The 15,525-nt window shown below is 68.7% G+C and carries 9 protein-coding genes; 4 read left to right on the top strand and 5 right to left on the bottom strand.

The features are described 5' to 3' along the window. Positions 1 to 355: 355 nt before the first annotated feature. Complete coding sequence (locus tag OG858_RS28900; protein ID WP_155057998.1) at positions 356 to 760, bottom strand: type II toxin-antitoxin system VapC family toxin; 405 nt, start codon at positions 758 to 760, stop codon at positions 356 to 358. Positions 761 to 769: 9 nt separating this feature from the next. Further along, positions 770 to 967, bottom strand: coding sequence for a hypothetical protein (locus OG858_RS28895; RefSeq protein ID WP_327724783.1), 198 nt, complete (start codon positions 965 to 967; stop codon positions 770 to 772). A 734-nt stretch (positions 968 to 1,701) separates the two neighbouring features. Between OG858_RS28895 and OG858_RS28890 the strand changes: the two genes are divergently transcribed. Continuing rightward, entirely contained in the window at positions 1,702 to 3,522 is a 1,821-nt protein-coding gene (locus tag OG858_RS28890) for an IS481 family transposase (RefSeq protein ID WP_328545298.1), read from the top strand. Positions 3,523 to 3,622: 100 nt separating this feature from the next. Here the strand turns inward: OG858_RS28890 and OG858_RS28885 are convergent, their stop codons facing one another. Continuing rightward, complete coding sequence (locus OG858_RS28885; protein WP_327724782.1) at positions 3,623 to 4,063, bottom strand: winged helix-turn-helix domain-containing protein; 441 nt, start codon at positions 4,061 to 4,063, stop codon at positions 3,623 to 3,625. 310 nt (positions 4,064 to 4,373) lie between these two features. Between OG858_RS28885 and OG858_RS28880 the strand changes: the two genes are divergently transcribed. From OG858_RS28880 to OG858_RS28870, 3 genes are read left to right on the top strand one after another with little or no spacing between them, the layout of a single operon-like run. Then, complete coding sequence (locus OG858_RS28880; RefSeq protein ID WP_327724781.1) at positions 4,374 to 6,113, top strand: replication initiator; 1,740 nt, start codon at positions 4,374 to 4,376, stop codon at positions 6,111 to 6,113. Then, entirely contained in the window at positions 6,110 to 6,301 is a 192-nt protein-coding gene (locus OG858_RS28875) for a helix-turn-helix domain-containing protein (RefSeq protein ID WP_155058002.1), read from the top strand. Before OG858_RS28880 ends, OG858_RS28875 begins: the two co-directional genes overlap by 4 nt. Further along, positions 6,301 to 7,605, top strand: a complete 1,305-nt coding sequence (locus OG858_RS28870; protein WP_327724780.1) for a tyrosine-type recombinase/integrase — start codon at positions 6,301 to 6,303, stop codon at positions 7,603 to 7,605. The genes OG858_RS28875 and OG858_RS28870 overlap by 1 nt, the downstream gene beginning before the upstream one ends. 110 nt (positions 7,606 to 7,715) lie before the next feature. Here the strand turns inward: OG858_RS28870 and OG858_RS28865 are convergent, their stop codons facing one another. Next, a complete protein-coding gene (locus OG858_RS28865) occupies positions 7,716 to 8,129 on the bottom strand; it encodes a hypothetical protein (RefSeq protein ID WP_327724779.1) in 414 nt (137 codons plus the stop codon). Positions 8,130 to 8,134: 5 nt separating this feature from the next. Next, entirely contained in the window at positions 8,135 to 15,349 is a 7,215-nt protein-coding gene (locus tag OG858_RS28860; RefSeq protein ID WP_328544277.1) for a polymorphic toxin-type HINT domain-containing protein, read from the bottom strand. Positions 15,350 to 15,525 lie beyond the last annotated feature (176 nt).

Below are 15,525 nucleotides of genomic sequence, written 5' to 3'. Positions count from 1 at the left end.
ACCGGCGTCTCCCCCGCCTGCACACAGACGTGTGCTACGCACCCCCTCCCCACCTGCGTTTTCGCAGGTCAAGTGATACTCGGCAGTTCGCTGAGGTGCGGGGTCGGCCGGGGTTGTTCGTGTTTGTTGCCGTCACTACTGCCGTCAAGGGTCTTGACCCCTCAGGCAGGGCTGGGGCCTCGCGGCGGCTCGGCCGTCCGCCGGTCCGGCAGTGCGGGGCCGGGGCAAGCGGGCTCGCCGCTCGGAGGGGCTGGATTCATTCCCCGTCGGAGGCGACACGCCAACAGCCCGTTTCTTGTCAACCTGGTTACGGGCCGCTGCCTCGTCCGGGAGCCCGGTCCGGCTGCGCCGACGGCTACTCCGTGCCGAGGATGCGCAGACCGTGGTGGGTTCGGAAGTCCTCGTAGTCCTTGAGGTTGAGCGTGGCCAGCGGCAGGTCGTAGGTGAGGGCGCAGGCCGCGATCCACATGTCGTTGATCGGGCGTGGTCGTCCGCGCTGGATGCCTGCGGCTGACAGGCGGCCCCAGGTTGCGGCGACGGCTTCGTCGCCGGGCAGGATCGGGATGCCGGAGAGCCAGTCGGCGAGTTCCTGGCGACTGCGGGTGCCCCAGTGGCGGATCTCGGTCCACTTGGTCAGTTCGCCGAAAGTCACGAAGGTGATCAGCGGCTTGCGTCCGATCAGCCTGGTGGCGAGCGGGCCGGTGAGCTTGCGCTTGTGGGACAGCGAGGCGACGTCGGTGTCGAGGATGACGGGTTGCACGGCGGCGGCTCAGGCGACGTCGCGGTGACGCTCGCCGTACGTGAAGGCCAGGAACTCCTCCAGTTCCTCGTCCGACTCGAAGGTGTCGGCGGCGAGGTCGTCCAGGGACCGGATCGGCTGGGTGTTCTTCGCGGCCAGCAGTTCCTCGACCGAAACGCGAGGCCGAAGCGGTGGGTAGCCGGAGTACTCCGCGTCGGGTGTGCTCATCGGGGACCTCCACCAGGACGGGATGTGACTACCAAGGCCAGCATACGGGGGCCGACCCGTGCTGGCACCGGGCTTCACCCCACGGAGCCGATCTCCGAACGCGCGTGCGCCGATCCTCGCAGGCATTGTCGGGATCTTGGGCTGGTGGCCTGCCCGGGGGCGGGTACGCGCAGGAAGCCGACGCCAGCCCGGCGAACGGCCGAGTGCATGTTCCGAAGTCGGGTCGGAGAGGGACCGGCTGATGGTAGGGCGCTGGGAGCTTCGCTCCCCGCTGGAGACGACGCCGGCCACCGCCCTCGGTGAGCCCGGTGACGGATATGAAGGGTCGGCCCCCCTGGCCGGCCCTGTGCCTGCGATCCGGCCGTAGGACGGTCGTGGGCGACAACTTGCTCTGCCAGGAGCCCCGTTACGGTCAGCCCCGGTGACCAGGCAGATTGCCGCTCTGGCAGCCCCGGATCACCCCCGACTGCCGGGGGGCGGCTCGCCACCTGCGGCGTAGTCGGCCTCCCGATTGAACGGCGGGTTTGTCAGCGACGGCGGCCAGCCAACGCGGGCGGGGCCCGCCTTGAACCTCGAAGAGAAAATCTGAACGCACACCCCTGGCGACCCGGTGTCCGGTCCCGGGAGATGCTTGACACTTCGATCCCAGCTGATGGTTGACGGTGGCCGTGATCGGCTTTTCTGTGCACGTTGTTGTGGCGTGTGGCGGGAGGCCGGGATTGGCTCTGGTGGAGTTGTCGGTTGTCGAGCAGAGATACCGGGCTGTGCTCGCGGTGCTGGCGGGCGCGACGGTGACGGAGATCGCCGCGTCGCTGGGGGTGTCGCGGCAGACGGTGAGCGGGTGGAAGTCGAGGTATGCCGCCTCGGGCCTGGCGGGGCTGGCGGACCGGTCACGCAGGCCGGCCTCGTGTCCGCATCAGGCCTCCGCCGAGGTGGAGACGGCCGTGTGCGAGCTGCGGCGCAAGCACCCTCGCTGGGGTCCGCGGCGGATCGCTCATGCGCTGGAGCGGTCCGGGGCGGTGAGCCCGCTGCCGTCACGGATGACTGTGTATCGGATCCTGGTCCGTCACGGTCTGGTGGAGCCGGGGGTGCGGCGGCGGAAGCGGTCGGATTACAAGCGCTGGCAGCGGGACCGGCCGATGCAGTTGTGGCAGATGGACATCGTCGGCGGCGTGATGCTGGTCAACACGGTGACCGGTGAGCTGACCGAGGCCAAAGTCGTGACCGGGGTGGACGATCATTCCCGGTTCTGCGTGATCGCGTCGGTGGTGGAGCGGGCGACCGGTCGGGCGGTCTGTGCGGCGTTCGCGGGGGCCCTGCGGAGGTTCGGGGTGCCGGAAGAGGTGCTGACCGACAACGGCAAGCAGTTCACCGACCGGTTCGGGCAGGGCGGTGAGGTGCTGTTCGACCGGATCTGCCGGGAGAACGGGATCGCGCATCGGCTGACGCAGCCGGCGTCGCCGACCACGACGGGCAAGGTCGAGCGGTTCCATCAGACGCTGCGGCGTGAACTCCTCGACGACTGCGGCGCGTTTGAGAGCATCGAAGCGGCCCAGGCGGCACTGGATCGTTGGGTGCAGGAATACAACTCGATGCGTCCGCATCAGGCCTTGGACATGCAGTCTCCGGGAGACCGGTTCACCCCGGTGCCCGAGGAGGAGCGGGACATGCTGGGGCTGAAGATTCCCGGAGTGCTGGCGCTGGTGCCGCAGCAGCGGACACCTCCAGCGGACCCGGACCCGGCTCCGGCTCCGGCTCCGGCTGAAGCCTCGGCTGTGCCCGCCGCCCTGCCTGAGGTGGTCCCGGCCGCGGCGGTGGAGCCCGGTGGGCCGGTGGAGTTCGATCGGGTGGTGCCTGCGAGTGGGAATCTGCAGGTGGCGGGCAAGCAGTTTTGGCTGGGTCCGGCCCGTTCGGGGCTGACGGTGACGTTCTGGGCGGACACGTCGGTGATCCATCTGCTGATCGCTGGGACGCGGATCAAGAGCGTGCGGTCGCACCTGTCGGTGGCTGACCTGGGACGGCTGGCTGTCCGGGGCGGCCGTGCGGCCGGACCGGCCCCGCTGCCTGCCGGTGAGGGGATGGCGTTCGAGGTGGACCGGGTCGTGAACAACAGCGGCCTGGTGGGCCTGGCCGGGCGCCAGGTGCTGGCCGCGGAGATCCTCGGCGGCCGCCAGGTGGGCATCCGCCTCGACGACGAGACGCTGTCGTTCTTCGACCCATCCTCGCGAGAACTCCTGCGGGTGCGGCCCAACCCGCTGACCGGAGAGGAAGTGCGTCGGCTGCGGGGCCTGCGTCCGGCCGGACCGCCACCGCGGCCGGGCATCGAGCCGGTGCGGGTGCAGCGGCGGATCAGTGCTGTGGGCACGATCATGGTCTGCCGCCAGAGCGTCTCCCTCGGCCGCCCGTACGCAGGCCAGACGGTGACCGTGCACGTGTCTGAGACGACGATCACCGTCGAGCTGGACGGGCAGGTCCGGGTCATCCGGCGCACGACCGACATTCCCGTCCGCCACGTCAAGGCGAACAAGCCCTACAAGGTTTCCGATGTTGTCTAGGCCCACCGTCAAGCATCATCTGGGACCAGAACGTCAAACATCACCTGGGACTAGACACCCCTGGCGACCCGGTGTGTCCCGGGCCGCCCGGCACGGCGGGTCAGCGGCCCCGCCCGCCGCCGCCCGACTCCAGCGCCTCGACACGAGCGCAAAGGTCGGCGATCTGCTCGACGGCCTCGGCCAGTGCCCGTTCCAACGCCTCGACGCGGGCCGCCGCCCCGCTGACGAGTGCGGTCGCCTCCGGGCTGTCGAAGTCATCAGCATCGTCTACGCCGTGGTCGCGGTGGGCGACGAAGGCACCCTTGCCGGGGCGGGAGACCGCCCACCCGTCCTGTTTCAGCAGGGCCATGGCCTTCTGCACAGTCAGGCTCGACGCCCCGAACTCCTGCATCAGCATGGCCTGCGTCGGCAGCGCGTCCCCCGGCCGCAGCCCGCCGGAGCGGATCCGCTCGCGCACGGTCTCGGCGACGACCTCGAACGTCAGCGGTACCCCGCCACCCGCCGGCCTGCGCCCGCGCCGCCCCACCACCACGCCGCTCACCCTTCTTTGCACACCCTCTACCAGCAAAATCCTGCCCGTCCAAACCGGGAAACCGGCCCCACACTACCCGCGTCCCACCACCCGCAGAAAGGAATGAGGAGGGATGCACTTGAATGCGCCTGTGGGCCGATGTTAACGTCACGCACCCGCCGGTGATCACCACCGCGCCCCGCCGACCAAGCCCCCTCTGGTCCGGCGCCCGCGCCCAACTCCGAGGCGCCCCGTTCCCCTGTGAGCCGATCACTTCGGCCTGCCCACGCCACCCCGCGCCGTACCGCGTCCGCGCTCCCGCCGAAAGGCCTCATCTCGCATGCCCGCACAGCTCCAACTCCCGTACCCCACGATCGTTCCAGCCGCCTCACGTCCGTCGTCGCCGTTCACGGCACCGACCTGCCCGGCGGACGCCACCGCCTCACCGGCAGGGCGGTCGGCGCTGGAGCGCCGCGCCAGGCTCACCGCCAAACTGGCGAAGCTCGCCGCCACCGGCCACCTCGCACCGCTCGCACGACAGATCACCGCCCTCGGCGGCTGCGCGCACCCGATCCGCCTCACCGGGCACCGTACGCGCCTGGACTCCGTTACCGGTGCGATCCTCGACCACTTCGACTCCGGCCGACTCCCGGCGGGCGAACTGCTGGTCCGCTGCGGCAACCGCCGTGCCACCCGCTGCCCGGCCTGCTCCACCGTCTACCGCTACGACACCTACCAACTCATCGCCGCCGGACTCCGAGGCGGCAAGACCGTCCCCACCAGCGTCGCCGTGCACCCGCGCGTGTTCGCGACGCTCACCGCGCCCGGCTTCGGGCCCGTCCACAACCAGCCCGACACCGGCCGCTGCCACTGCGGCCAGGTCCACCCCGACGACGACCTGATCCTCGGCACCCCGCTCGACCCCGAGCGCTACGACTACACCGGCGCGGTCCTGTGGAACGCGCACGCCCCGGCCCTGTGGGCACGCTTCACCACCCACCTACGTCGAGAGATCGCCAAGGCCGCCGGCCTCACCCACCGCGCGCTGCGGCACCACGCCACGCTCTCGTACGGGAAGGTCGCCGAGTACCAAAAACGCGGCCAGGTCCACTTCCACGCCGTCATCCGCCTCGACGGACCCACAGGCCCCACCAGCACCCCGCCCGCCTGGGCCACCACCCAACTCCTCGACCACGCCGTCCGCGCCGCCGCCCAACGCACCCGCGTCCACCACCACGGCGAACCGCCGAAGCAACCGCAGCCCGCCGGGGACATCCACGCATCCCCGTCCCAAGACTCAGATAGGGCAGGGCGGTTGGTGTTCCGGTTCGGACGACAGATCGACGTCCGGGCGATCCGCAGCACCGACTTCACCGGAGACGGCCCGGTCACCGACCGGCACGTCGCCGCCTACATCGCCAAGTACGCCACCAAGGGCGCCGAGACCACCACCGGCACCCTCGACCGCCGACTCCGCCTCCTCGCCGAACTCGCCGCACATGACATCACCGATCACGCCCGCCGCATGATCCACACAGCCTGGCACCTCGCCACCAACCGCCGACACGCCCACCTCCGCCTGCGCCAATGGGCCCACATGCTCGGCTTCCGCGGCCACTTCTCCACCCGCACCCGCCACTACTCCACCACCCTCGCCCACCTCCGAGCCGAACGCACCGCCTGGCGAACCGGCCGACCCGACACCCAGACCCCAACCCCGGCGTCGACTGAGACGCAGACCGGCCAGACGGACGGCAATCAGGTCAGCAACGACGCCGGACACCCCACTGACCTGGCCGCCGGTCGCCGTCCCGGTCACCGCAATATCGACGGTCAAGGCGTGGATTCGGACACGACGCTGGTCATCTCCCACTGGCAGTACGCCGGAACCGGCCTCCTGCCCGAACTCGAACACCTCGCCGACCTCCTGGCCGCAAAACGGCAGACCCGGCCCGAACAACCGACCCGAACCCGCCACTCGGAGCACCGAGGTGACCGCGCCGGTCAGTCCGCCGGTCACCCGGTCGGCCACGCCACTCATCGGCTGACCAGCACTGTCCGGACGGGGGCCCTCGCGTGACCGCCGGCACCGAACTCCTCACCGTCCCCCAGGTCATGGAACGCCTCCAACTCGGCCGCACCGCCGTCTACGACCTCATCCGCACCCGGCAACTCCCCTCCATCACCCTCGGCCGCGCCCGCCGCATCCCCGCCCCCGCGCTCGACTCCCTCATCACCACCCGACTCGAACAGGAAGCCGCCGCCTGATGACCACGCCCCGCGACACCCCCGCCTCCCGCCGCGTGCGCGCCAACGGCGACGGCACCGTCTACCAGCGCAAGGACGGCCGCTGGGAAGCCGCCGGATACGTCCTCGCCCCCGGAAACACCCGCAAGCGCGTCCGCGTCTACGGCACCACCCGCAAAGACGCCCTGGCCAAGCTCACCGAGAAGATCGCCGCCAGCAACCGCGGCCTCCCCGTCCCTTCCGCTCAGGGCAGCGTGGCCGCGTATCTGACGTACTGGCTGGAGAACGTCGCCGTCCACCATCTCCGCGAGAACACCCACACGCGATACGCCGCCTGCGCCGACCGGTACCTGACCCCCGGCCTGGGCAATAGGAGGCTCACCAAGCTCACCGCCAAGGACGTCCGCACCTGGCTCAACCAGCTCCGCACCACCTGCCAGTGCTGCACGCGCGGCCTCGACGCCCGACGAGACGAGCCCCGCTGCTGCGCCGCCGGCCAGTGCTGCCACAAGCTGCTCTCCCCGCTGACGCTCACCTACATCCACTCCGTGCTCAAGTCCGCCCTGGAGCACGCCGTCCGCGAGGAAGAGATCCCGCGCAACGTCGCCCGCAAAGTCCGCACGGGCACCCCACGGCCACGACGCTTCGAACCCCTCAGCGCCGACGAAGCCCGCCAGTTCCTCACCACAGCCCAGGGCCATAGGCTGCATGCGCTGTTCGAACTCGCCCTCCACACCGGACTCCGCAAGGGCGAACTCCTCGGCCTCCACTGGGAAGATCTAGACCTCGACACGGGCACCGCCGCCATCCGCCGCACCTTGCAGCGCATCAGCGCAGGCGGGCTCACCGCGCTCCCTACCAAGACCCGGGCCTCCGAACGCCGCATCGCCCTGCCTACCCGCTGTGCCCAGTCGCTGAAGCTCCACCGCGAGCAGCAGCAACGCGAACGGGAGGCCGCAGGCACCACGTGGCAGGACAGCGGGCACGTGTTCACCACCGCGCAGGGCGGAGCGATCGACCCGACCAACCTCACCCGCGCGTTCACCGCGCTCCTCCGCCGCGCCGGCCTCCGCCGCATCCGCTTCCACGGCCTCCGGCACTCGACCGCGACCTTGCTCCTGGAGCAGGGCGTCGAACTCGTCGTGATCAAGGAACTCCTCGGCCACGCCCACATCGGCGTCACCGCCACCGTCTACGCCCACGTTCGGCTCCGCCTCCAGCGCAAGGCCATCGACACCCTCAGCACTGCACTTGGGAGCCGGACCACCGAGACGGCCAACAGCGACTGCGACGACCCGCCACCCGGCACCGCCTTCATCCGCTGACGTTGCCGTCAACTACTGCCGTCACCCCGTGCAGAAGCCCCGCCAGGACGTACCTGGCGGGGCTTCAGATTTGCACTTCTGAATCCATCAGGAGTCTCGTCGGACGCCTGTTACTGAGCTAGCAAGCGGCGAACGTCCATCTGTTCACCCCATCCACGCTCCAGGCACGCACGGACCAACTCAGTTTGAACCGCTGTCAACGATCGAGCCATGTCGTGAACGCTGACCGTCACCTTCTTGTCTGCGCCGTGGGCGTTAGCCGAAACATTCACGGCACCATCACCCCGACCGACCAGATCGATCCAGAATGGGCCGTCGAAGAACCTGACTCTCCTGCGCCTTCCCTCAGCCTGACGAACAAAGGAAACCGCGTCGATCAATTCCACGATGAATGCGACTGGCATGTCGTTCCAGTTCGATTCCGGAAAGGGGCACCCGGAGATACCGATCCAGACGTTACCCCAGATCGAGCCCGATCTAGCGAGATCGAGAGATTCCACGTCACAGAACAGTTCGAACTCCATCAATCTCACCTCCAAACCGGGTATGCGGTCTCAATCATGCGCGTTTGTTTGTTTACCCACATCTCGACGTCAAGCCCATTTGCCGAGCCTCGCAGGAAGACTCGATCCCCCTGAGAACGCCCTGCAACCGAAGACGACCTGTACGCCTGGCGAATCGTGGACTCAATCTCCCCTTGAGACATGTAGTCCGGGAACTTCGTCTTGATTCCGCTCTGCTTGTACGTCTTGCCTGCAGCGGTGTGTCGGTCGAGGACATGATCCATATCGATGTCCACTTTCCGCCACCCTGGAAGGTTGACCGGCTTCGTGCAGTTGCTGTTGTGAACGAGTACCGGCGTCTCACCCGCCAGCACATAGTACGTGTGCAGGTCGTCGACGGTGAGGTTGTACGTCCGGGCGTGCTGTGTGTAGGGACGGTTGCCGGTGACGATGACCGTGTCGCCTTCGTCGGTGAGCAGGGTCATGCCCGGCTCAAGGTCGCCGGCTTCGGTCCACTTGTCCTCTGACGGTGACCAGAAAGGGTGCTCGTAGGTCGCTGTGAGCTGTTCGACACCGTCTTTCGTCGCGATGGAGAGTTCGTTGAAGTGCTTGTCGTCCTCCGTGACGATGAGGCGGGTGACTTCGCGTGCTCCCGTCTCGCCGGTCTCCGGGTCGGTGGCCTGAACCTCGTCGCCGAGTTCGACGTCCTCGATGTCCTTGGTGGTGCCGTCGGCCATGAGGACGTCTGTTCCGGCCAGGAAGCACTTGCTGCAGCTCGAGTTGGCGCCCCTCGCTCCCTTTCCGGGCAGAGTCCTGCGCATACCGGTGTCACCAGCTGCGGTCACTGATGAGGAGAACCCCACAGACTGATCTCTGAACTGCGTTTCCAGTTCACCAGGGCAAGTTTTCATTGCCAGGCAGACGTTCATTGCCCAATGTGCGAGCATTTGCTGAACGGCCGTGTTTTCGGTGTCACTCAGACCGACGGGAAGCCGACCGTTCGTGAACCGGGCACCGTCCAGGTACTCGGTGAAGCGATCATCAAACTCTTCCCTCCCCTTCCAGCCCGTCGGAACTTCCACGCCCGGATAGATGATCGTCCGGTCCTTGGTCATGTAGGAGCCCGGGTCCTCTCCCTGAGAAGCACCCTGCGAAGCGCTCACATAGCGCTTCTTGTTTCCCTTGGAGCCCGTTCCTCCAATCGGATATCCCTCACCGCAGCTCAAGCACAACCCCGTCGGGTCGGAGTTCGAGACCGGGCCGTTGTTGGAGTACGCGTACCCGTTCATCTGCAGTGGGTCCGCGATGTCGATGATCGGGTCCGCCGAGATGAACCGGCCCGCGTTCTGGTCGTACTCGCGGGCGCCGATGTGCGTCAGGCCGGTCGTGGTGTCCTCGATGCCGACGCCGATGTAGCCGCGCTTGTTGGGCCACGACGCCGGCTTCGGGCCGCGGAGTTCGCCGTACGGCTTGGCGGCTCGGCGGGTGACCGCCTGGCCGCTCGCCAGGGCGACCGCCGTGTTCGCCGTGCCCAGGTGGTCCGCGAGGAGGGCCGAGAGTTGGTGTCCCGTCGTCGCGCCGCTGGTCGCGGTGCGGGTCACCATCGGGGCGCCGGGCTGGGCGTAGGACCGGGAGGCGCGGGTGATCGCGCCCGCGCTGCCCGTCGTCACCTCCGTCTCGCCCAGGTACAGCGTCGAACCGGAGGGTGAGTTCTCCAGGAGGCGGTTGCCGGAGGCGTCGTAGACGTACGTCGTCTTCTTGCTGCCGACGGTGACCGTGTCGAGCTTGTTCTCCGAGGTCCACTTCAGGTCCTGGGCCCCGGCCGGCAGGCCACGGAGTGTCGTGTTGCCCACCGCGTCGTACGTGTACGTGCTGCCCTGCCCCGCCGGGCTGGACGCGATCGACGTCATCGTGTGCGGCTGCTTGGAGGTGTTGTAGCCGTACGTGAAGGTGACGTTCTTGGTCGCGTCCGCCGGGTCGGCCTCGGTCAGGGTGGCCCGGTTGCCCAGCCAGTCGAAGGTGAAGGACTGGTGGTACGCGGTGGCGCCCGTGGAGACCGTAGCGGCGGCGGGGGCCGTGGCCGCCAGGGTCGACTTGAGCGAGGCGTCCGGGCTGGACGCGTCGCTCGCCGTGTCCGGCGCGTCGGCCACCGGGCCCGACGAGGCCGCGTGGTCCGTGCGCGGGCCCCACGTCGTACCGTTCGCCGACTTGCAGCCCGTGCCCTTGCCCGTGGGAGCGATGTTCGACGTCCAGGCGTTGGCCAGCTCCCCCATCACGTCGTACGTGAAGCACTGGGTGTCCCAGGTGTCGCCCGAAGCATCCGACAGCTGACGGGCGTTCGACGTGATGACGCCGGACTTGTCGTACGAGTAGGAGCTGTCCGAGATGCGGTGCGGGCCGGCGGTTTCGCGGTCCGCGACCGTGCGCTGGAGGCGTCCGGTGTAGGGGTCGACGAAGTTGGTCGTCCACACGCGGTTCGGCTGGGAGCCGGACACCGTCCGCAGGGGTTCGCCGTACGGCGAGTAGGTGACGTCGGACGTGTACCAGGCGAGACCCGAGGTCGACTCGGTGAGGCCGTCGCCGTTGTAGCGGGTGACGACCTTCTCCTGGGCCAGACCGCCCACCGAGGGCAGCGTGACCGTCTGCGGCTTTCCGGTCTGCGTGTACGTGTACTTGTACGGGTACGTGCCCGCGACGCCCGTCGTCATGGTGTTGGCGGGGATCACCGTCTCGGTGCCCGTCGGCCGGTACTCGGTGTCGTAGCCCGTGACGCGGCTGATGTAGTCGCCGTTCGCGGTGTGCCTGGTGGAGGCGACCGGCCGGCCGAGGGCGCCCGACAGGGAGTCGTACGTGAACGACTTGACGGGGTTGCTCGTCTCGGAGCCCTCACGGACGAACCTGACCCGGCCCAGCTCGTCGTACTCCGTGTACGTCGTCCGCTTCTCGGCGTCCGTGACCTTGAACGGCCGGTCGGCCTCGTCGTACCACGTGTCCGTCTTGCCGACGTCCGGGTCGGTCGTGGAGGTGACCCGGCCCCGGGCGTCGTACGTGTACGTCCACTTGTTGCCGGCGGGGTCGATGACACTGGTGCGCAGGCCTCGGTCGTCGTACCCGTAGGTCGTCGTGCGTCCGGCGCTCGTGCTGTCGTCCTTGTGGTGGACGACCGAGGTGACCCGGCCGAGCGCGTCCGTGACGGTCCGGACACGCGGCGACGTCGAGCCGGCCGGGTCCACGGAGGTGAAGGTGTCGCCGTACTCCGACCTGGCCGTGTACACCTTCTTCTCGTCGTGGAACGTCGACTGGCTGACCGGCCTTTCCAGACCGTCGTAGAGGTGCTTGATCCGGCTCGGGACGAGCGACTTCGACCTGGGCGAGAAGAGTTCGGTGGCCGGCTCGTTCTTCGCGAGGTAGGCGCTGGTCTGCTCGTCGGCCAGGCCGTGGTCGTTGTAGGTGGTGTCCGTGACGACGCGGCCGGGGCCGTGCGCCTGCGACTGCGTCTGGACCTGGCGCATCAGGCCGTCGTAGATCGTCACCTGACGGCTGTACGTACCGTCGTCCTTCAGCGACCTGGTGGTGACGGCGGCAGGACGGGACTCCTTCGAGGTGGCGATCGCCGGCTGGTACTCGATCTCGACGTTCGGTGACTTGGAGCCCGAGGAACGGGCCGGCGACCAGCCCTTCACGAAGCGTCCGAGGGCGTCGTACTCGCTGCGGGTGACCCGGCCGTTGGCGTCCTTGACCGTCAGTGCCAGGCCGCGGCCCGGATCGAAGGTCGTGGTGACGGCGTGGCCCTTGGCGTTGATCGCCTCCATCGAGGTGACGGGACCCCCGGTGTCGCCCGGGGTGTACCGCATCTCCGTCGTACCGGCGCCCGGCTTGGCGACGGTACGGACCCGGCCCAGCGGGTCGTACGTCGTCCTCGTGACGACCGAGTACGAGGTCCCGGCGCCGTTCACCCCTGCGGCGGCCGTGACCAGCCCCTTCGTCGGGGCATCGCCGTAGGACTGGTTGTCGTAGGTGGTGCGGCCCGCGCTGATCAGCTGCGTGGCGGGGTCGGCACTGTCGTGATCCGCGCAGGTGGTGCCCGTGGTGCGCTGCTGCTTGGGCAGGCCGATGAGCCAGGCCGACGTGTTGTGCACGTACGACGTCCTGGTGCAGATCTGATCGGAGAACTTCTCGCCGGAGCCGTCCGGCTCGACCACCGCCGTCTCGACCTGGACCGGGATGCCATAGGTGTCGTCGACGGTCGTCAGGGTCCGGACGGCCCGCCAGCTGTCGCCGACCCTCTGGAACTCGTCCGTACGCTTCACACCACTGCGGTGGGCCAGCAGCGGATCCATGTCCGCGCCGTCCTCGGCCTCACGGAACCGGGACGCGGTCTGCTCCGACCAGGGGTAGGTGAGGGTGCGCTTCTTCGGCTGGCCCTTGTCCGAGTCGAGGTAGGTGAGGGTCTCCGCCGCCATGCCCGCGTACTGCGGCTCGTCGTCGGCGACCAGCGTGTACTTGTCCGTGGAGTCCTTGACCTCGCCGCCGACGCCCAGGAAGTAGCGCGTCTCGGAGTAGGACTGCGCCTGCGGCACTCCCGGAGAGGTGGTGGTCTTGCTGCCCTTGGTGACCGCCACCTGGCGGTAACCGCGCCAGACGCTGTGCGTGCGCAGGGACGGGCGGGTGAACTCGTCGTCGGTCTTCGCCCAGGCGGGTTCGGTGTAGTCGTACTGGGTGTAGATCAGCTTGCCCCGCGCGGTGACCTTGTCGTTCTCGGTCACGGAGTGCACGACGTACTTGTTGAACCAGGCCTTCGCGGGCTTCTTCTCGTCGCCGTCCGGCGACCAGCGGACCGGGTAGCAGGTGCCGTTGTTCTTGCCCTCGTCCTCCGACGGCTCGCTCGCGCAGCCGCCCTTGTACTCGATCTCGATGTCACCGCCGTGTTCGGTGGCGACCGTGCCGATGCGGGGGCGGGTGAAGGGCGGGCGCTGGTCCTTCGGCCCGCTCAACACCAGGTTGGGGAGTTGACGGTCCCTCAGGCGACCCTTCAGAGGGGACGAGGAGCCGACCGTGTACTCGCCGAAGCTGACGCCGTCCTTGTGCTGGAGGGTGCCGGTGGTGTCGCCGGGGGCGAAGCCGCGGCGGGTGATCGAGTTCAGCCAGAGGCCGGGGGAGGTGTAGTACCAGTCTTCGGGGAAGGACTGGTGGAGTTCGTACGTGTCCACCTTGCCCAGACCGGTCTGGCCGGCTCGGGCCGCCTTCGTCGTCACCGAGTCCAGGCGCAGCTGAGTCCAGAAGGACGGGAAGGCCGGGCACAGCTTCGACGTCGACTTGCAGTTGAGGTTGCCGGGGGTGTCCCACCAGGGGCGGTACGCGCCCGGGTCGGAGGTCTTCGCGAAGTTGGCCGCGTCGCAGGCCGTCGCCGACTTCAGGCAGCGCTGCGCCACGCCGAACTCGACGGTCGCGGACGGCTTGGTCAGGTCCGCGCGCATGCCGTACTCGATGGTCTTCGGGTAGGCGTAACGGTCGTACTGCTCGGGCGACTTGAACTTCTTCTTCACGGCGTAGTGGTTCGTCTCCTGCTTCCAGGTGACGACCAGGGCGTTGCCGTGTACGTCGACGACCTTGTCCAGGCCCCAGCGCCAGGCCTGCTTCTTGCCGGTACCGCAGCGGGAGTCGGCGAAGGCCGTGGCGTGGCAGGGCTCGCCGGGGTGGTTGCCGAAGACGGGAACCGTGGAGACGGAGTCGGTGTCGGCGTGACCACCGCCGACCTGGTTGAGCCCGTAGTAGTACTTCGTGCCGTCCGTGGTCGTGACGATCCAGTACTCGCCGTTGTTGTCGCTGTTGGTGCCGCCGACGCGGTGCTCGACGCGGGTGCCGTCGTCGCTCTCGGGGCGGTAGATCTCGGTGTCTTTCTCGGGGTCGCTGCCGGAGGCGGCGTCCCGCACCAGTTCCGTCGTCTTGCCGCCCAGGGACATCACGGCGTTGTGCGACACCCAGCACAGGTCGGACGTCTTGTCCTTCTTGGCGGTGTTGTTGGCGGTGCCGGACTTCATCTTCTTGCGGTCGTCCTGGCAGGCTCGGTAACGGCGCTCGATGTGACCGGCGTCGTAGTCCCAGCCCTCGCCGATCCAGGAGGACTGGGGAGAGGCGACGGCTGTACGGCCGTCCACGGTCTGGGAGTTGTAGCTGAACTCGACGTTGGGGGCAGGGCCCGCGGGGGCGGCCGGGACCGTCAGCGGATACGACCAGGTGAACGCACCGGACGAACCGCCGGCCGACCACTTGCCGCTGGAGGCCAGCGGTGTGGCCTTGAACGTGCCGCCGGCACCGCCGCCGGAGTCGACCGCCCCGACGACGGCCGTGTCACCGGTCGCGGCGACCGGAGTGACCCCGGTGGCCGACGTGACCCCGGTGGCCGAGGTGACTCCGGTGGCCGACGTGCGGTAGGACGCCTGGGCGATCGACGGTCCGCCGGGCGGGGTCGTCCGTGCCGAGGCGGGCGTCACGGTTCCGTCCGCCGCCGTGTCGACCGTGGCGGTGATCGACTGGGTGGTGATGTCGTTCGTGGTCTCCAGTTCCTCGTACTCCTGGCATGCCTCGTCGTCGGGCGTGGTCAGGTAGCACTCGGGGAACTGGACGAAGCGCAGGCGGGAGGCCCAGTCGGCGCCGTAGAGGTTCTTGAACTTCGCGTAGTCGAGCTTGACCTCGATCGGCACGGAGCCGGTGGCGGGGGCCTGGACCTTCACGACGGTGCCGTCGACGCCCTGCGACACGGCGGCCGCACGGTCGTAGAGCTGGACCTGCCAGGTGCCGGTGGGTGCGGCCTGGTCCGGAGCCTGCCCGAGACTGACGGGGAGCCTTCCGGCAGGGGTCATGCCGACCTGTCGCGCGGTCGCGGCCGTCCGCGCCGATGCGGGACCGGTGCTCGCGGCCGAGCCGAAGTTGACCGGCTCCGTGCCGGCCACCGGTGTGACGACCGTGCCTGTCGGGGCCTGCTGCCGGTCCGGAGGGACGTCGACCTTCAGCGTCTCCAGGTCGGGTTCGGCGACCGCTCCGGCGACGATCTCGTCCTCGTCGAGGGTTTCCAGCTTGACGGTCTCGCGGCCCTTCTCGGCCGCGGCCGGGTCGGGCGGCAGCGCGAACGACTGCGCGGGCAGCAGACCCACGAGCAGCGCCGCCCCGAGCGTGGGCACGACGGCCGCGCGCACCCGGCGCAGCCGACGCGAGCGGACAGGCAAGAAGCGACCGAACACGGCGAGGTCCCCCCGGACCATTCGAGGCGGGGCCGGGAATGGACCACGCGTGATGGCGTATCAGATGGGCAGATTCTGTGTCGGCTCTGTGGAGTTCCGCTAGATCGACCCAGAGGATGTGATGATCGCCACGGCGCGTAACGCAAGGTAACGGTCAGTGACGTTTATTCTGCATT

The sequence above is a fragment of the Streptomyces europaeiscabiei genome, assembly GCF_036346855.1.
GTDB classification, from domain to species: Bacteria; Actinomycetota; Actinomycetes; order Streptomycetales; family Streptomycetaceae; genus Streptomyces; species Streptomyces europaeiscabiei.
The sequence above is the reverse complement of the archived record's forward strand: the minus strand, read 5'-3'. Positions and strand labels throughout refer to the sequence as shown.

Coding starts and splice junctions, on each gene's coding strand:
- OG858_RS28865 (WP_327724779.1), bottom strand. CDS start 8,129: ATGGAGTTCGAACTGTTCTGTGACGTGGAATCTCTCGATCTCGCTAGA.
- OG858_RS28880 (WP_327724781.1), top strand. CDS start 4,374: ATGCCCGCACAGCTCCAACTCCCGTACCCCACGATCGTTCCAGCCGCC.
- OG858_RS28870 (WP_327724780.1), top strand. CDS start 6,301: ATGACCACGCCCCGCGACACCCCCGCCTCCCGCCGCGTGCGCGCCAAC.
- OG858_RS28895 (WP_327724783.1), bottom strand. CDS start 967: ATGAGCACACCCGACGCGGAGTACTCCGGCTACCCACCGCTTCGGCCT.